We start from the raw sequence: 19,100 nt of genomic DNA, 5'->3' as shown, positions 1-19,100 counted from the left end.
CTATGAAAATTTTATATGCCGTACAAAAAACAGGAAATGGTCATTTAGCTAGAGCGCAAGAAATCATTCCGATTTTACAAATTTATGGAGATGTAGACATTTTAACAAGTGGTAGTCAATCGCAAATTAATTTAGGTTTCCCCGTAAAATATGACTTTAAAGGTATTTCTTTATTTTATGGAAACAATGGAAATGTATCTTTTATTAAAACCTTTTTTAAAAATAATTATTTCAAATTTATTTCTCAAATTTTACAATTGCATGTGCATCAGTATGATTTAATAATAAACGATTACGAACCTGTTTCTGCCTGGGCTTGTAAATTAAAAGGGGGTAATATTGTTTCTCTATCACATCAGTCTTCTTTATTTTTTAAAGCAACGCCAAAACCTAAAAAATTAAAATGGTTGAGTTGGAAAATTTTTAAAAATTACGCTCCTGTTACCAAAAAATATGGTTTTCATTTTAAAGAATACGACGATTGTATTTTTAAACCTGTAATTCGAAAAAAAGTAAGAGATTTAAAAACTACAACATCAGGGAATTACGTGGTGTATTTACCATCCTATTCCGATATTAAAATTATAAAAGAATTAAAACGAACTTCTGCAAATTGGACTATTTTTTCTAAACATACAAAAACATCATACACAGCTCATAATTGCACGGTTTATCCTATTGATGATAACGAATTTTTAAATTCTTTTGCGAATTGCCCTGGTGTTTTATGTAATGCTGGGTTTGAATTGCCTTCTGAAGCGTTGTTTTTAAAAAAGAAACTTTTCGTTATTCCTATCAAAAAACAAATTGAACAAGAATGTAACGCATTAGCTTTAAAAGAAATGGGTGTGTTAACCTCTAAAAAACTAGATTTTAATTTAATAGAAATGTGGACCTTATCCAACAAAACTATTCCTGTAAATTATTACAACAACATTGAAAAAGTAATTGAAGAAATTGTTTTAGAAAACACCTCTTACGACACTGAATTTCTTTTCATATAAACTGGACAAAGGGTAACTAAAAAGAAAGTAGTTTTTTTCAATATTTATTTGTGGTTAGTAAATCGTTGCCCTTTTTCCAAAATAAAAAAATCCCAAACGTTGGTTTGGGATTTTTTAATTATTTTTTGTTAGAAGCTTCTAAATTTCTTTCAATTTTATGATCTGGTCGGCTCCATTTTGGTTTCTCGCCTAAAGCTTCAAACTTAGAATCTGCTGCTTCAACTGTTTCTGGTTGCATTTTCTTAATGAATGGTTTTTGCGGGTTTAATCCTAACATTTCAAACATTTTCATGTCTTCATCAACATCAGGATTTGGAGTAGTAAGTAATTTATCTCCAGCAAAAATAGAATTCGCACCTGCAAAGAAACACATCGCTTGTCCTTCTCTACTCATATTAGTTCTTCCTGCTGATAAACGAACTTGAGTTTCTGGCATTACGATTCTTGTAGTAGCTACCATACGAATCATTTCCCAAATTTCAACAGGTTTTTGGTCTTCTAACGGCGTTCCTTCAACAGCAACCAAAGCATTAATTGGTACCGATTCGGGTTGTGGATTTAAGGTAGAAAGCGCTACTAACATTCCAGCTCTATCTTCAATACTTTCACCCATTCCGATAATTCCACCACTACAAACTGTTACATTCGTTTTACGAACGTTTTCTATAGTTTCTAAACGGTCTTCAAAACCACGCGTTGAAATGACTTCTTTATAATATTCTTCTGATGAATCTAAATTATGGTTGTAAGCATATAAGCCTGCTTCTGCTAAACGATGCGCTTGATTTTCCGTAATCATACCTAAAGTACAACACACTTCCATATCCAACTTGTTAATCGTACGAACCATTTCTAATACTTGATCAAATTCTGGCCCATCTTTAACATTTCGCCAGGCAGCTCCCATACAAACTCTAGAAGATCCAGAAGATTTGGCTCTTAAGGCTTGTGCTTTTACTTGAGAAACCGACATTAAATCATTTCCTTCAATATCTGTGTGGTAACGAGCAGCTTGCGGACAATAGCCACAATCTTCAGGACAACCACCTGTTTTTATTGATAAAAGTGTAGAAACCTGAACCGTATTTGGGTCGTGGTGTTCTCTGTGTATTGATGCTGCATCATATAACAATTCCATCAAAGGCTTGTTGTAGATGTCAATTATTTCTTCTTTCGTCCAGTTATGTTTAGTAACACTCATAAAATCATAAATTAATGCTTCAAAAGTACTAATTTACATTTGAAGAAAAAACCTATTTGAAAAGATTTTATGTTTTTGATACCGCAGGAACATCTTTCCAATACTGCATAATCACAAAAGACCCGATTAAAGATGAGGCTATACCTTCAAAAAACAGAACGGCACAATACATAATCAGATTCGTTTTTCCTGTAAAGAAGAAGGTATCAGATAAAGTAGCTAAATAACTTTCACCACCTTTTATGTATACGAAAACTATTAAACCCATTATACCTAAAACTACTCCAATAATTCCAGTTTTAAAGCCAGATACCAAGTTTTCTAAATATTCTGTAGTTCCGTTAGCATAATTACTTTTGATGGTTTTCCAAATTCCGTACAGCACTATAAATGCGTTTAAAATTCTAAGGTAATTTTTGTTGGCTAAACCGAACAAGTCCATTAGTAAAAAGAAGAGTCCAATACCAACAAAAATTAAGATTCCGTTTTTAATTTCAACTTGATTTTTCATAAATAACGATTTTAGTTGTTTAAAATGAATTTGAAAATCGCATTTTAGCATGAAGTTTGCTTGCGATTTCATAGTAGCTAATTTTTTGATACTTATAAAAGTACAAATAATTATTTATCTAACTGATAATCAAGTTGTTTTTTAACTTTTGTTTTAGAAAATTATTTTATATCATGAAGTAAAACCCAATCATTATGACCAAAATAATCGAAATCAACAGCAGCCATATCGACTTTCTCATCAATTAATTTTAAATAAGGTCTTCTGTTTATAGATACAGAACATTCTACAAAAATGGAGATTGGTTTTTTAGATTCGTTTTTAATTCTCTGGCAGTATTGCCAAATAATATCTGGAGAATGACTCAGGAGTTTTATTTGTTTTTGGGTTAATTCTGATGCATAGTTGTGATAGTGAAACATGCCTGTTTTTTTGTCTACTATTTTAATATTTATTGCACCTTTTCTCTCGCGAAGCATCATTCGCCAAGCTAAACGATGACCTTCTTCTGTAAATAACACGTCACCTTTTATAAAATGATGGCGTAAAGGCAATACAATTTGAACGATAAAAAAAGGAACAAAAAAAAGAGTAAAAAACTTTGTATTTATATCGGTTACGGCATTAATTTCTTCTTTCGAATTTAGAAATTTAAAAGGAATAGTATCATAAAGCAAAACAATAAAACTTAAGGCCAAAAAAGGAAAAATTCCAATTTTAAGCGAATAAGCATTAAAAAGATGAAATCCGAAAGAAGCGATAATGGCTAATTTTCTGGTTTTTTTCCAGATTAAGGCAGGAACAATTAGTAAATCAAATAAAATTCCAGCGTAAGCGTAAGTTAATAAAAACCATTTTTGATTGAAAATATCTAATAGAAATTGTCTTTGCGTAATACCATTTAGGAGAATTTTTGAAAAAGTGCCGTCTAACCAATCGGGATATAATTTTGCAATTGCTGCATAAAAATATAAAATTGCTACTTGAAAAAGTAATAAATAGGGCATCCATCTTGGAATTTTTGTTTGTTTTACTTTAGAAAATAATTTAGCATCCATACTAAATTTACCATTAGCAGGAAGGAAAATCATTATCACACAAATTAGTATTAAAAAGTAATAATGGTTATTATAAGATTCTTTTTGAATAAGATAAACTGCAGACCACAGAAAAGTAAAAGCAGTCATCGCAAATTTGTAAAACAAACCAAGTGTGATGAGTAATCCGAAAATACCCATTACAAAAAAGTACAAATACATTTTTTCGCCATGAAGGACTTGCAAAAAATCGAAACCAATAAAATTAAAAGTAAATTTACTTTGAACAAAAACTGCTTCTACCCAACCTAATAGAATAGCACCAAAGCTTTCAGCCATGATTAATACACCTAGAAGCACTCTAAAAAGTACTAATCCGGAATTGTCGATCGATTCAGAAAGCCATTTTTTCATCATTTTTTATTTTTGAAAATAACGAATAGTATTTTGTTTGTCTAATTCAATTTGAGATTGTAGTTTTTCGAAAGAAGCAAACTTTTGTTCATCTCGTAATCTTTCTAATACATTAACCTGAATTTTTTGATTGTAGATGTCTTTATCGAAATTTAACAAATGTACTTCAACAGACAAATTGTTTTCACCTAAAGTAGGTTTTACTCCGATATTCATCATTCCGGGAACCATTTCATTATTTACAATAACCGTAACAATGTAAACCCCATTTTTAGGAATTAATTTATAGTCTTCTGGGACTTCAATATTTGCTGTTGGAAAACCAATTGTTCTGCCTAATTGCCTTCCTTTTACAACATTTCCTGATAAAACGTAAGGATAACCTAAATACTGATTCGCTAAAGCAATATTTCCTTCTAAAAGCGAATTTCTTATTTTTGTAGAACTTACAGAAACGTCGTTTATTTGTTGTGCAGAAATTTCCGCTACTTCAAATCCAAATTCTTTTCCAAAATCAATTAAATCGTTGAAGTCTGCTGCTCTATTTTTACCGAATTTATGATCGTGACCGATTATAATTTTTTGAACCTTTAATTTCTCCACCAATACTTGAGCAACAAATTCTCTCGGAGAAAGTTCTGAAAAAGCTTTATCGAAAGGATGAATGATAAAATTTTGAATGCCATTTTTTTCTAACAAAATAGCTTTCTCATCCATGGTATTTAGTAATTTAATATCGTAATTAGTTGAAACTATTAATCGAGGATGAGGAAAAAAAGTAAGAATAACACTTTCCAGGTCTTCCTCTTTTGCCGCATTACAAATTTGACTTAAAATAGCAGCATGACCAACATGAACACCATCAAAAGTACCTAAAGTGAGAACTGTTTTTTTTACTGTATTAAAGTCGTAAAGTGATTGATATATTTTCAAGATAAATAATATTTCTACAAAAATAAAAAGGATTGGCGTAAACCAATCCTTTTTAAGAAAAAATCTTTTAAAATTATTCTTTTATGAAGCGTAATGTTTTGTTAGCGTCTCCTAAATTTAAATTTAAGAAATAAACTCCATTACTTAATTCTGAAACATTAACCGTTAAATCTGCATCAGAAGAAATTACTTTAGAAGCAACTTTTTGACCAATACTGTTAAAAATTTCCATATTACCATTTCTATCAATTCCTTGAGGCACATCAATTGTGAAGAAATTTTTAGAAGGATTTGGATATAAAGAAACCTCATCAATTAAACTGAAGCTATCTGCATTTAAAGTCACGTTATTAGTAAAATAACTAACTCTTGTAACAACTGTATTAGCTGGATTTCCAGATACAACAAAATCAGGAACATTCACTACCGTTACACCTGCACCAACTACTGTATAATATCCTTGTGCTGCACCATCAAACAAACCGTCACCATATGAATCACGCACAGTTAAATAGTAACAACCGTTTGCTGGCAAAGTCCATTGTTGATTTACCAAAGGTTGAGTACCTTCTATACCCGAATCAGTATAAGGACCACCTTGGTATAAAATAGTTCCAGCTTGATTTCTCAGGTTCCAAGAAATTTCGTCACCATATCTATCACCTACTAAATCAAAAGTAAATGTTGTGGCATTAGCATAAGGTAATGATGAAGAAGTGGTACCAAAAGTTTTAGAAGCAGAGTTATTAGATGCTCTTTGGTCTGTTCCATTAGCTGCAGTAATAGTAACGTTTAAAGTACCATTTACAGTTGTGTTTGTTAAAGTAACAACTGCATATTTGTTTGGTGCTAAATTACCCGTCCAGTTTTGAACAAAATTTGTACCACCATTCATATTATAGCTTAAAGTAGCAGAAGTTAAATTTGAAGTTCCTCTGTTGTATAACAAAACTACTTTTGCTGGTGATGGAGGGTTTGGAGTTGTACATGTTGGTTCACCACCACCACATAAATTTTCTATAATAACTTCTGCATCATTTGCAAACAATGGTATTGCTACATCTTTAGTAGAAGTTCTTAAGGTAGATCTTCTTGGTGAATTATTCATTACTGTAGTAATTCTAGCTTTTTGTCCAGCTGTAAATATGTTCATACAAGTGTCATCTGTATAATCCATATAATTTTGAATCATGTCATTCCCTGGATTAGATGGACAGGTATTTGTGTTTGCTACACAACCATAATTTGGACCATTAGCAGCCGGAGTGTCTGCCACAAAATCTTTATCATTTACTGTATTAGTTGTAGGACAAGCAGAGTTATCTCCCCAAATATGTCTTAAACCTAAATAATGTCCAACTTCATGGGTCATCGTTCTTCCCTTGTCAAAAGGAGCTGAAAAACTTCCAGTAGCTAAATCTGAACTACCAAAAAATCTGTATCCAGCAACAACACCATCTGTATTAGCACTTTGAGAAGCCGTACTTAAACCACCTAAAGTAGATTCTGGAAACTGAGCATAACCTAACAAAGAGGTATCCGTAAAGTTAACAGACCACATGTTCATATATAAATTAGGATCCCATATAGTAGCTGGTTTTACAGTAGAATTGATGGCTGCAGTAGACCAAGAAGCTTGACATAAGTTTACCCTGTTGATACCATTAGTTGGATTACCATTTGGATCTACTTTCGCTAAGACAAATTCTACTTGAACATCTGCACCTACAGGATTTGTATTGAAACCTGGAGTCCCAGACATTCTTCTGAAATCTTGGTTCATAACTGTAATTTGAGATTGCACTTGCTCATCAGTTATATTTTCATTTACACCATAAGCATCACCATTATGAATAACATGCACTACAACAGGAATATAAATAATTCCTCCACTTTGAGACAAAAGTTCTTGATTGTATTTTTGTTCTTCAATTTTTTTGGCCATCCATTTTTCGAATTGTTCTAAAGATTCCATGTTTGGATTCAATTCTCTTAAATATTGTTCATATTCGGTAGAAGCACATCTAATATGACCAGAAGGACTAATATTTTCAGGGCTAATTTTTTTCCCGAAAACTGTTCTATCGCCTGATTTATTTTGTGCGAAAACTACGCAACTAAAACAAAAGAAAAGAGATAGAATTAAAGTAATTTTTTTCATTTTGATGGTATTATTGGTTAATTAACAACAAATATAACAAAAAAATAATAATCTAATAATATATCAGAAAGAATAACAATAAATTTTGTAATTATTTTCCATTATATAGATTCATAGTAGTATTTAAACCAGCTAACGCAAATGATTTAATTATTTCAGATGATAGAACCAATCGTTCTTCAAGCGCTAATTTTTCTTCAACAGTCCATTCACCCAAAACATAATCTACTTGTTTCCCCTTTTTAAAAGCATCACTTATTCCGAATCTAAAACGAGGATACTCTGTTGTGTTAAGTAATAGTTGGATATTTTTTAATCCATTATGCCCGCCATCAGAACCTTTGGTTTTAATTCGGATACTTCCAAAAGAAAGATTTAAATCATCTGTAATTACAAGAATATTTTCTTTTTCAATATTTTCTTTTTCCATCCAATACTTTACTGCTTTACCACTTAAATTCATATAAGTATTAGGTTTAAGCAAAACTATTGTTCTTCCTTTTATTTTTAATTCGGCAACATCTCCTAATTTTTGGGTTTGAAAAGATACACTTTCTTGATTTGCTAGATAATCTAAAATCTTAAAACCAATATTATGTCTAGTATTAACATATTCTGCGCCAATATTTCCTAATCCAACAACTAAAAATTTTTTCATTTCTTTCTTTTCATTTGCATTAATTTCTTTGCGAACAAATTGAAAATACGTGCGCAAAATTTGAAACCAATAAGTTATTTTATTCATCGTTAAAAAGTAATATAAACAAAAAAGGACTGAAAATTCAGTCCTTTTTTGTTTATAAAATTATTTTAGAATTTTCCTCTATTATCTACAATATCAGCTTTGTCTTTTAAACTTTGTATTACTCTAAATGGAGCAGAGCCTTTAGTTTGCTGATTTATTTGATCGATTTGAGATTTGTAATCTTTAACAGCAGCTGCTTTTGTAACTGCTTTTGTTCTTACCATAAATAACCCAGAGTTACCTTCAATAACTTTAGAAGTTTTCCCTGAAGCTAAACCTAATGCCGTTCCGACTACTTTAGGCTCATATCCTAAATTAGGCACGACTGGTGAAGCCATAGTCGCTCCTACTGCAGGAGAAATAGAAGAACCTGTAGCTTTAGATACTGCTTCTAATGTAGCACCTGTCATTTTCTTTTTTAATATTGCAGCTTTTTTCTCGTTTTTGATAAGCGGCTCAACAATTTGTTTTGCTTGATCTAGAGGAAGTAAACCTTCATCATTTTTTGCTTTTAATTTTACAATTGCAAATCCAACATTTGCAATATCAAAACGTTTAACATCATTAATATTTGAATCATTATTAAAGGCCCAAGTTACGATTTGTCTTTGCACACCTAAATTAGAAACAGTTTCATCATAAGCTCTAAAACTTGTAACTGGAGCAATTTTTAAACCTGCAGCTTTTGCAGCTTTTTCAAGACCATTTGCAGTAGCATCAGACTCAACTTTTAGTGCTTTGTTATAATTAGCATCTTCAGTTTGCTCAGATGGTTGAACTTTCAAAGCAACAGTAGCTAACAAAACAGCATCATATTTAGCATCAACTTTCATCACATGAAAACCGAAATCTGTTTCAACTACACCTGTTTTTCCAACAGGGTTACCAAATAAGAAATCATCAAAAGATTTTACCATTTGTTTAGGAGTTACATTATCGTAAACTCCACCATTTTGTTTTGAACCTTGGTCATCAGAATTGACCATAGCTAACATGGCCATACTTGATGGATTTGCATTAACTTGAGCTAATAAACCTTCTGCTTTTGCCTTGGCTTCCTCTTTTGTTAATTTAACTGTAGGCGCTGCTTGCATGGCACCTTTATACGCAATTAAAATATGACTAACTTTTGCAGATGATCCAGATTTTCTTCCGGCAACTCTTGACAATTTCGAATATCCGTTATCTGTATATGGACCGAAAACTTGACCAGGTGCTAAAGCATATAATTGCTCTGCAAATTGTGGATTGATATCTTTTTTAGCGACATAAGTAGAATCAAATTTAATTTCTGAATACTTATTTACATAATTGGCTAAATTAGTAGCCGATTTGAAAGATGGAATAGTATCATTTACTCCATTTTTTAATTCGATTTTACCGTTAATGAAACCGTCAATTTTAGATTTCATAACTGCTTCATCTGCTTTAGAAGGTTTATTTTCAACCAAAACAAATTCTACTGTTCTTGAATTATCAGATTTATATTTTTTTGGATTTTTCTTCATAAAAGCTATCATTTCTTCATCTGTAACTTTTACTTGATCGTCATTAACTGTAGAAAAAGCTAAAGCAACATAATCAAAATCAACCTTATTGTTATCTCTTTCATATTTTAATTTACCTTCAACTTTTGTAGTGTAAACACTTGATTTAATAAGCGTATTGTAAATTTGTTCTTTAGCGAAATCTTCAATTTGAAGTTCGTAAGATTTCCATTGACTCCAAAGTGTTTGATCTGGATTACTTTGTAAAGAATTGATATATTCTGCAAATTTATTATCATCAAATTTACCTGCTGCATTTAAAAATCTTGGATCTTGAGACAGCTGCGGATTTGTTTTAATAACCGTCATTAATTGTTCTTTTCCTAATAACAAACCAATTTTATCGTATTGTTCTGTTAACAAAGCCTTTCTAACTTCTTGTTCCCAAACCGAGTTTAATGCTTGAGTACCACTAATACCTTGCTGTTGTTTTTCAACATTAGCGACTTTATTCATAAATTCCTGATATTCAAATTCGGTACCGTTTATTGAACCGATATCATTTGAATTACCACCAAAAGCGCCACTTTTAATTACATCTGCTAATACAAATGAAAATAAAGCTAAAGCGATTATTAATACTAATAAGATAGAACGTTGTCTAATTTTTGATAAAATTGCCATTTTTATATTGAGTTATTTTTTTGTTCAGTGGGCGAAAATACAATTATCTATTTAATAATAAAATAGTATTGCCTATTTTTTTTACTTCTTTTCTTGATTGTTTTGCATTTTCTTTAAAAAAATGCTTCTTACAAAGTATAAAATAATAAATCCAACCGCTATAATTAGTTGTAAACTAAAATCGTCGTTACTAAAAAACTTAATTGTAGCAGAAATTCCGAAAACAATTCCTGCAATTAGATATAAAAATTGTGAATATTTAAAATATTTCATGTTTGTTTATTTGATGTTATTGTATTCTCCGTTATTGTTTTGCATGTTGAATATTTTGAAATCTTTGCTAAAGTCAATTCCAACTCCTTGCAAGAAACTACCATCTGACCCATTAAAATTGAATGCCTCTTCAGTAAAAAACCACTCGTTTTTCTGATCAAAATACAATTGATTAGTGGTTAATATTTTACCATCATGAGTGGCTATTTTCACATGACCAATTAAATCTATTACTTCTGTTCTTTTGTAAGAAATAGCCTTATCTGCTACAACTGTTGTCCTGTTACCGTTGTTATCATATAAAGTAACTAACACTGCTTTTGGGAATTCAACAAAAGGATTTTTAGCAGTTGAATAATCAATCATTTTTAAACTCTGTAGTGTAGATTTTACTTTTCCAGAATCAGTATATTTCAGATTTATAGAATCCGCTTCACCTGTTGGGACAAATGAAGTTTTATAAATTCGTTGAACATCCTTCAAATTACTTTCACAACTTTGCATGAAAACAAGAAGAGCAATTCCTATGGTAAGTTCAAACCCTTTTTTCATGATTTTTAATTGTATAAAGTTTTTCTAAACCATCTGTCATTAAAAATAAGCCCTAGATTTACAGAGAAATATTCTTCACGAACTAATCCTCTCAATACAGTTCCTCGTTGTCCATATTCAAAACCAAGGTTTAAACTAGAAAACGTTCCTGCAATTGGCAAACCAAAACCTAAATTTAACGCTTTATCTTTAATCGCAGTATTATTAATTACTAACCCAGTATTTTCAAATCTAAAACCAGCTCTGTAAACAACTCGTTCAAAAAAACTATTATAAGAATCGAATTTAGGAATGTAGAAACCACCAAAAGAAACTTTTGTAGCATTTTCATAACTAACGTTAGAAAAGTTATCAAAACGGTTGACTTGATTTCCTGTTCCTGAAAAAGTTACATCACCACCTAAAAACCATTTTCTATTTCCTAGACCTGCACCAAAAGCTAACTTTGAAGGCACATTAAGTTTTGTATCTTGCATTGCTACTTCAATATCTGAAGAGGCCGGTGTACCACCTCCGGTTGACAAAAGTGTAACTAAAGACACAAATCTAGCATTACTTGAGGTCAATTTTGCTTCAGGTGAATAAGTTAAACTCGACATAAAATTAAGTTTACTATTTAATTTGGTTTGATAAGATAAACCCGAGTTAAAAGCTATACCCGACATAGAAGATTGGTTAATTTCTCTAGAGCCAAACTGAACACCTGTTTCATATAATTGTGCTTCTGTATTAATAGAACCAAATAAATATTGCACATCAAAACCAAAACTTAATTTCGGTGTAATTTTATAACCAGTACCTAGGTATACTTTATTTACTCCTCCTTCACCTTGATAAACTCTTAATGTGTTATCAACAAGTCTTCTATCGTTAACAAATCTGTAACCTACTGCACTTTGTGGTAGTAAACCAAGAGAAACACCTGCTTTTTTTGAAATTGGAAAACCAAGAACAAAGTAATCAAAGGTTGTTTTTTGTGCCTTTTCTGTTTGTAATCCAGAATTTAACTTATAAAAAGAACTAGTAAGACCCAATTGAAAAGTAGTAACAAGTTGATTCGAATAAGATGCAGGATTTAGAACATTCACGTGAGTACTATCAGAATATACACTTATTCCTCCCATGGAAATAATGTCATTTGTACCTTTAAATTTTGATGTTCCTATTCCATAAAAAGAATAAGGCGAAGAAGTGTTTTCTTGTGCAAAACTATAGCTGACAAGTAGTAAAGCAACTATTAAGGTGATTTTTTTAATCATTTTGTAAACTGTAAGTGTATAATTGTTGTAAACTTTTCAATAAGAAATTTTCATCGGCAAATATGATACTTTTTAATCGATTAGCCAAAAAATTAGCGTCTCCGCCTGTTAAAATTATTGTAAATTGTTCGTTTTTAACAGAATATTGAGAAACAAAGCCTTCAATTTCATTACATAAACCATTTACAACACCGGAGTGAATAGCTTCATCTGTAGTATTTCCAATAAAGTTTTCAGGACTTTTTTTATGCAATAAAGGCAAATTTGCTGTAAAATTATGTAACGACTCATACCTTAAACGCAATCCAGGCGAAATAGCACCACCTAAATATTCATTTTTACTAGTCACAAAATCATAAGTTACGCAAGTACCTGCATCAATAATTAAAGTATTTTGATTGGGATACAATAAAACAGCACCTGCTGCCAAAACCATTCTATCTACTCCTAAAGTTTTTGGACTTCCATACAGATTTAGAAACGGAAAAGTAGCATTACGATTTATTTCAATGAGATTTAACTTACTTTTTAGCCACAAAACATCAGATTCTTCTAGTTTTCCCACCGAAGAAAGTACTGCATTTGCACAATTTGGATATTCTTTTAAAATTTTTTCAAAATTATTTTGAAGCTCATTTTTTTGAAAAACAAACTTTTCAATTAAGTTAACCTGTTTAAAAACAGCGACTTTAATGTTTGTATTTCCTACATCTATAGTAAGTATCATATCTAAATATTAGAATTGCAAATGTATGAAATTGATTTTTTTTATTATTTGTTTTGGAAAATATAAAAATGGTTCTATATTTGCACCCGCAATAAGGAAGTAATACTACTAAATTATTCAAGGTACCTTAGCTCAGATGGTAGAGCAACGGACTGAAAATCCGTGTGTCCCTGGTTCGATCCCTGGAGGTACCACTTAAATATCCGCAAATTAATTGATTATCAATTGATTGCGGATTTTTTTGTTTTACAAGGGTGCTGAATAGGGTGCTTTTTAAAATTGTTTTCTATTAAGCACGATAATAGATGTAAAAAAAAGTACCATTTCGTATAGGTCAAGAAACCCATAAAAACAGTACCTATTATAAAGTAAAAAAACTCGAAATTTTACAGAAATAAAAAAACAAAAACAAACCCCACCACTCTAAAAAATGCTAATTTCCTTTTTTATATTTCATCGCTAAAGTCTACACATAATCTAAATCGACAGAAAAACTATCAACTAAACACTGAAAACAACGCATATAAACCACAAAACACAAAAGCCAACATTAAAAAAGACATTATTACATTGAAAAACAACCCTTCAGTATAACCTTCTCCAACACTCAAATTTGATTCAGATATAAATTTAACATCATTAAGTTCAGACTTCAAATTTTTTATTTTCTCAGAAAAAATAAGCTTTTGAATTTCTAAAGCTAAACTTTTATAAAGTAATAAAATTACAAAAACAACAAACCCTCCAGCCCTAGCCTCTCCACCAGATAGTATAACAATTAAAAATGATGATATTAGCATCAATAAAAAAAGCGCAATAGCATTGTAAAGCATTTTTGGTTTAGGCAAAACAACAACTTCATTATTAACATTCTTGACAATAAAAAAATCTCCATTAAAGTTAATTTCTTTATTTTCCCCAACTTTTAAAATTTTAATCTCTTTTAATTCTTGTGAATTCATAACTAAAAATATTTATCTACAAATATTACAAAATTTAACAAAAGACACAAATATGTGTCGGTTTATTTACAAAGTTAAACGCAATTTTATTGCGTGAATGAAAATGAAGAAATACAATTCCTTAAAAGCTTAGGTGATAAAATAAGAACGAGAAGAATCGAAATGAATCTTTCTCAAGAATTATTATCCTTTGACGCCAATATTCCTAGAAACCAAATTGGGAGAATCGAAAGAGGAGAAATAAGCACTTCAATAACTACCCTTCAAAAAATCTGCAAAGCACTCAATATTGAAATTAAGGATTTATTTTAATCGCTTTTTATATTTATATATTTTTCTATTACTACAACTATAATTATATAAGTATTACAACAATATATTTTCCTTAAAAATTGTATTATTGTACTATGAAAAAATATTTACTAATTATTATCGTTTATTCTACAGTAAGTTACGCACAAACTAAAGATGCTAATAGTAAGACATATAAAGCAAAGTCTGTAACTGTAAAAATCGACACAATCAAAGCAACTGTAAAAGATAAACCGATTGTAGTTTCCGTTGACACCAAGAAAGACATCAATATTATACTTGCTAAAGAAGAAGCTACTGGTACAGATTGGGCAAAATATGCCTTACCTATAATCACTTTGTTTCTTGGTATTGGTATAAATCGATTAATTGACTGGAATAGTAAAAGAAATGCAACGATTAGAAACGGCGAAAGATGGGTTGTTGAACTAAGAAGCACAGAAGTTCTATTAAGTCAGCAAGTGACAGATTTAATTGAGTTTAGAGATAAGCTAAGCGTTACAGAGTTTGTCATTCCTGAAATTAAAGCAATGACAAATATAAATGGGGATATATTCAAATCATTAGATAAAAGTGAACTTATAAAATATATAGAAATTAAAAATTCTAAACCATTATACGAACGAATTTGTGATAGTAAAGCAGAAAAAGAAAAAGCCTATAAAGAAGTGGTGAGCATTTCAAATTTTACTCACGGTCATATTGCAATAATGGAGCATCAATTCAAACTGATTGGTGAAAAATTTAATTCATATTTGAGTGGTACATCGGGACACGTTCAATCTTTCAACAAACATTTACAAGAGTTCCTTAGAGAATACGGAATGTATAATTTGGATTATGAAAAAGAAGGTGTAAATATTTTTGAAGATGAAAGAACAGCGCCCTTATGTGTTCTATACACTGCACAAATTGTACCCCATATAGAAGACGGTGAATACAATCCATTTAAGTTGAGAGATGAATTTTTTATACCTAGCATTAGACACTTGTCACATTATAGATTTGAAGAAAAAACTCTTCCACTTACCAGAAGTATTACTGCTTGCTTAAATGATATTGCCGGCATTAAAGCGGAAGTTGGCTACATGACCAAAAACGTAAATATTATATTAGAACGTTACACAGAATTAGCAAATTCTTTACCTAATGTTATTAATGATATATTAGGAGAAAAAGGGTAAAAATAAAAACAAAGCTCAAATTTCAAACTAGATTTGGGTCAGCTTGAATATTACAACCACTATTTAATGTTTAAATTTCTAAACAAATGAGTAATCCAGAAATAACTACAATTTTAAGAGAGCGCCAACTTTTCGAAAATCAAACTTTCGATAAAGTAATAAATGAAGTCGATTTTAACTTTGAAGGGGATTTAGAATTTAAAAATTGTGTATTCGAGAAACCAATTTCAATAGATAATTTTAAAACAAATGGGAAGCTAACTTTTTTCAATTGCAAATTCAGCTCATATTCAGTTATCAAAAATTCAGAATTAGATATAATTAGTATTTTAGGATGTGAGTTCTCAGGCTCAGATAAATCAACTTTTAGTTTACTTTCAAACAAATGTAATATTTTAAGCTTAGACGGCTTTAAAGGGAATCTGCTAAAAATAAATGGTAAATATTTATTAAGCTTCATAAATCAATGTACATTCAAAAAACTATTATTAAAAGACATTAACACTGAATACTCACAATCTGAATCTAGAATTGAATTTAAAAGAAACAATGAAATAGAAAATTTAAACATAGAAAGTTCAAATCTCTTTTCAGACCTAATTTTTGATGATGGCACTTATGAAAGTATTCATTTTGACGGGGTATTTAAAAACAGTATTGTTTTCAAAGGGGCATTAAAAACAAAATATTTGTTTTTTGAATCATCTACATTGCACAAAAGATTAGATATTGAGGATGGATTTTTTACATCTATAAATTTTTACAGAAGTAATTTCCAAGGATTAATTTGGATAAATGGCTATAATTTATTGGACAATACAAGTTTAAATTTGAGTATTAAAGAATTATCACTTCATGAATGTGTTTTTGATAAAAATATTACTTTAAACTCATCAAAAATAAATTCTTTAAGTCTATCTAACAATAATTTTAAGCAACTTTTAAATTTCAACACTTACCAAAAAATTGATGGCAATGTAAATGAAAATAAAATTAATATAAGTATTTCTGGAATAAATCAAGGAAGTATGTTTTTTGAAAACATCAATACAAACATTAATTTAAGTGGTATAAATTTCGGAAACATAAATTTTAAAAATATAAATATAAAACATCTAACTATTAGTGATTTTCAAAACAAAGGTGTTGTATCATTTAACAATATTAAATCAGGAGATTTACTAATTATAACAGATTCAATTGTTGGAAACTTAGACTTCATGGGTTCAGATGTAACATTATTCAAAGAATTTGTTTTTTCGGATAGTAATTTAGTTGGAATAAATTTTTCTAAACACCCATTTAATATCTTATCTTATAGCTCTAATCCTGTTATAGGATATGGAATTATTGATAAGTCAAAATGGAATACTAATTTAAAAAATGTTTATAATCAGCTTAAAAAAAATGCTTTACTAAAAGGAGATATTGATACATCAATGAAATATCAATCATTAGAGTACAAATATTTATTAAAAGAAAAAGACTTTGGATTTGACAAGGTGTTATTGTTTTTAAATTTAATTTCTAATAAAAATGGCTTGAGCTGGTTTAGAGGTATTCTATTCACTTTAATAACAGCTTATTTGTTTATGTTATTATATTTAAAAACTATAAATATCGATTTTAACTTTGAAGAAAGTTTAAAAGATTATACCTTTTTTATAAGTTCCTTTCCAAAACTGGAAATTCAAAAATACTCTACAATTCCTAATACTTGGCAATCTAATCTAGTCATTTGGATTTCAAGAATATTTGTCAGCTATGGAATCTACCAAACAATTGCTGCTTTTAGAAAATATGGTAAATCATAACAAAAACTTGGCATTAATCTAGAATTTCGTGTTTGTTTAAATAATTATAATAACTAAATGGAGAACCAAAAAACATTTCATCATTAACTTCAGGGTCTGGTTTATGACTTTCTTTTCTTAATTCATCAATCTGCCTTGACAATCTCCAAATTTGCTTTTCTCTATAAGAATCCAATTCTTTTAATTGCTTACAAATATATTTATTCTTGTTCTCTTTAATCATTTCAAAACCATTAGTCCAACACAACCCTTGTTTTGAAGTCTTATAATTATGAAGTTCAATTCTTCCTACTGACATTGAATTTAATCTATTTTGTGTACTAAAAATAATTTGATTTTTTGATTTTCTTGACGTCTCATTCACATTACCTTGCTTTACAGCAATTGCTGTTAAAACATTTTCAACTTCTTTTACAATTTTCTTTTTTTCTTTTTTAATCGATTGCTTTCTTACACGTATTTCGCTATTGTATTTAATTTGATATCCTACAAACGAAAGCCAAGGAATTGCACTTGAATCTTCTTTTGGATTATCCCACAAATAAGGTTCCTTCGATTTGCTTTTCCAGAATTTCTTATTACTTGTTTTATCTAAATAATTATTACATTCAGTTGGAGTATGGTATGATAAAAAATTCTCTTTTAAAGTATTTTTATATACTTCTAATGCTTCCTTACAAGTATCTTTATTTTTGTGCATTAAAATCATATCATCACAAAATCTTACATAAAAAACACCATCATCAAATTTCAACACATTTTCATCTACATTATGTAGGAGTAAATTTGAAATAAAACACGAAATTGCATTTCCTTGAGGAACTCCAATGCGATTTTCAAGATATTTCTCACCATATTCTTCTATTAATGACTTTTCTATCCATTTAAAAAAACCGTCTTTCAAGTTGTTTTCTGCCCACCAATCAGAATCGTCATTTTTAGGAAACACATCTTTGTTAAATGCAAAAGAACTTAAAAATGTTTTGAAAATCAAAATTGCTCTGTTATCAATTTCTCTGTTATGACTTTGCTTTATTTTTTCAACATGTTCTAAAAACACATTATAAATATGATTTTGATTTACAGCATCAAAAAACTTTTGAATATCACATTCAGATACCCAGATATCTTTATTTTGCTTCCTATAATTAATTATTTCTTCAATTGATTTGTGGTGTGTATATTTTATATCTCTTTTTGTTGAGCGAAAAGCGAAAGAACAATTTAAAAAATACGGGTCGAAAAAATCGGTTAAATATCTGGCTGTTAAAGAACTTATGATTCTATCAACTAATTCATATAAAGCAATAGGTCTATATTCACATTTTACACTATCAGCTTTTTTTAAAATCCCAAATATCTTTGGGCTTCCCATTTTATAATTTCCAGTATCATTAAAACGTTCAATTAGACTAGAAACAAAATCTATTAAATTTTTATACCAATCAGCAGACTCATCCAAAGGAATATTCTTCTTTTTATAAAATTTATAAGTTTTGAATAATCTTGCAGAAGCTCTTTTTATACTATCATTATATTTTTTTCTTTCATACTCATTTAAACTAACCCAATTTCTTCTTGAAGGGAATATATTTTGAAGTATCTCGAACTCAGGATTTGTTCCCTTGACCTCAATTTTGTTAGTATTTTTATGCAAGCTGATGTCTCGCATCATGTGAAGTTTATGTCTTTTATGAGAATATTTTGACCTGTAACCACATAACAGTTTTACAATTTCTTCCTCGTTAAAATAATCTGATAAATTTCCCATAAAGATAAAAAAAAGTGTCGTCGAAATTTGTAATACAAAGATATTGACATACGTCTATGACTATAAACA

Annotated in this window: 17 protein-coding genes and 1 tRNA gene; 5 read left to right on the top strand and 13 right to left on the bottom strand. The window is 29.7% G+C overall.

From position 1 onward, the window contains the following. Nucleotides 1-2 precede the first annotated feature (2 nt). A complete protein-coding gene (locus G4D72_RS06230; protein ID WP_166076794.1) occupies nt 3-1,004 on the top strand; it encodes a glycosyltransferase family protein in 1,002 nt (333 codons plus the stop codon). Between the two features lie 118 nt (nt 1,005-1,122). Here the strand turns inward: G4D72_RS06230 and bioB are convergent, their stop codons facing one another. From bioB to G4D72_RS06175, 11 genes are all read right to left on the bottom strand, one after another. Further along, complete coding sequence (gene bioB, locus G4D72_RS06225) at nt 1,123-2,205, bottom strand: biotin synthase BioB (protein WP_166076793.1); 1,083 nt, start codon at nt 2,203-2,205, stop codon at nt 1,123-1,125. 67 nt (nt 2,206-2,272) lie between these two features. Further along, entirely contained in the window at nt 2,273-2,788 is a 516-nt protein-coding gene (locus tag G4D72_RS06220) for a hypothetical protein (RefSeq protein WP_166076792.1), read from the bottom strand. Nucleotides 2,789-2,877: 89 nt separating this feature from the next. Beyond that, nucleotides 2,878-4,167, bottom strand: a complete 1,290-nt coding sequence (locus tag G4D72_RS06215; protein WP_166076791.1) for an HTTM domain-containing protein — start codon at nt 4,165-4,167, stop codon at nt 2,878-2,880. A 6-nt stretch (nt 4,168-4,173) separates the two neighbouring features. Beyond that, complete coding sequence (locus tag G4D72_RS06210; protein ID WP_166076790.1) at nt 4,174-5,100, bottom strand: bifunctional riboflavin kinase/FAD synthetase; 927 nt, start codon at nt 5,098-5,100, stop codon at nt 4,174-4,176. Between the two features lie 73 nt (nt 5,101-5,173). Then, entirely contained in the window at nt 5,174-7,261 is a 2,088-nt protein-coding gene (locus G4D72_RS06205) for a T9SS type A sorting domain-containing protein (RefSeq protein ID WP_166076788.1), read from the bottom strand. Between the two features lie 91 nt (nt 7,262-7,352). Beyond that, nucleotides 7,353-7,919 carry an aminoacyl-tRNA hydrolase gene (pth, locus tag G4D72_RS06200; protein ID WP_235922471.1) on the bottom strand — a complete coding sequence of 189 codons (567 nt, stop codon included), beginning with the start codon at nt 7,917-7,919 and terminating at the stop codon, nt 7,353-7,355. Between the two features lie 152 nt (nt 7,920-8,071). Then, nucleotides 8,072-10,177: a peptidylprolyl isomerase gene (locus tag G4D72_RS06195; RefSeq protein ID WP_166076786.1), complete on the bottom strand. Its 2,106-nt coding sequence runs from the start codon at nt 10,175-10,177 to the stop codon at nt 8,072-8,074. A gap of 81 nt (nt 10,178-10,258) precedes the next feature. Continuing rightward, complete coding sequence (locus tag G4D72_RS06190) at nt 10,259-10,450, bottom strand: hypothetical protein (protein ID WP_166076785.1); 192 nt, start codon at nt 10,448-10,450, stop codon at nt 10,259-10,261. Between the two features lie 6 nt (nt 10,451-10,456). After that, nucleotides 10,457-11,002 (bottom strand): LPS export ABC transporter periplasmic protein LptC, encoded by a 546-nt coding sequence (gene lptC, locus G4D72_RS06185; RefSeq protein WP_166076784.1) that lies wholly within the window; start codon nt 11,000-11,002, stop codon nt 10,457-10,459. Nucleotides 11,003-11,007: 5 nt separating this feature from the next. Beyond that, a complete protein-coding gene (locus G4D72_RS06180) occupies nt 11,008-12,261 on the bottom strand; it encodes a hypothetical protein (protein ID WP_166076783.1) in 1,254 nt (417 codons plus the stop codon). Further along, nucleotides 12,254-12,988 carry a type III pantothenate kinase gene (locus G4D72_RS06175; RefSeq protein WP_166076782.1) on the bottom strand — a complete coding sequence of 245 codons (735 nt, stop codon included), beginning with the start codon at nt 12,986-12,988 and terminating at the stop codon, nt 12,254-12,256. Before G4D72_RS06175 ends, G4D72_RS06180 begins: the two co-directional genes overlap by 8 nt. A 121-nt stretch (nt 12,989-13,109) precedes the next feature. On the opposite strand from G4D72_RS06175, the gene G4D72_RS06170 reads away from it, so the two are divergent. Continuing rightward, nucleotides 13,110-13,182: transfer RNA gene (locus G4D72_RS06170), tRNA-Phe, on the top strand. Nucleotides 13,183-13,485: 303 nt separating this feature from the next. Here the strand turns inward: G4D72_RS06170 and G4D72_RS06165 are convergent. Further along, nucleotides 13,486-13,950, bottom strand: a complete 465-nt coding sequence (locus G4D72_RS06165) for a hypothetical protein (protein ID WP_166076781.1) — start codon at nt 13,948-13,950, stop codon at nt 13,486-13,488. A 93-nt stretch (nt 13,951-14,043) separates the two neighbouring features. On the opposite strand from G4D72_RS06165, the gene G4D72_RS06160 reads away from it, so the two are divergent. The 3 genes from G4D72_RS06160 (at nt 14,044) to G4D72_RS06150 (ending at nt 17,260) form a co-directional block, all read left to right on the top strand. After that, nucleotides 14,044-14,262, top strand: a complete 219-nt coding sequence (locus tag G4D72_RS06160) for a helix-turn-helix domain-containing protein (protein ID WP_317165230.1) — start codon at nt 14,044-14,046, stop codon at nt 14,260-14,262. A gap of 95 nt (nt 14,263-14,357) precedes the next feature. After that, nucleotides 14,358-15,446, top strand: a complete 1,089-nt coding sequence (locus G4D72_RS06155; RefSeq protein WP_166076780.1) for a hypothetical protein — start codon at nt 14,358-14,360, stop codon at nt 15,444-15,446. 86 nt (nt 15,447-15,532) lie between these two features. Then, on the top strand, nt 15,533-17,260 hold the full coding sequence (locus G4D72_RS06150) for a hypothetical protein (protein WP_166076778.1): 1,728 nt from the start codon (nt 15,533-15,535) through the stop codon (nt 17,258-17,260). A gap of 13 nt (nt 17,261-17,273) precedes the next feature. Here G4D72_RS06150 and G4D72_RS06145 read toward each other — a convergent pair whose 3' ends face one another. Continuing rightward, nucleotides 17,274-19,031, bottom strand: a complete 1,758-nt coding sequence (locus G4D72_RS06145; RefSeq protein WP_166076777.1) for a reverse transcriptase domain-containing protein — start codon at nt 19,029-19,031, stop codon at nt 17,274-17,276. Between the last annotated feature and the right edge of the window lie 69 nt (nt 19,032-19,100).

This window comes from Flavobacterium difficile (assembly GCF_011392115.1).
Classification (GTDB): domain Bacteria; phylum Bacteroidota; class Bacteroidia; order Flavobacteriales; family Flavobacteriaceae; genus Flavobacterium; species Flavobacterium difficile.
Note: the sequence above shows the minus strand (reverse complement) of the source record. Positions and strands in the feature narration are given on the sequence as shown.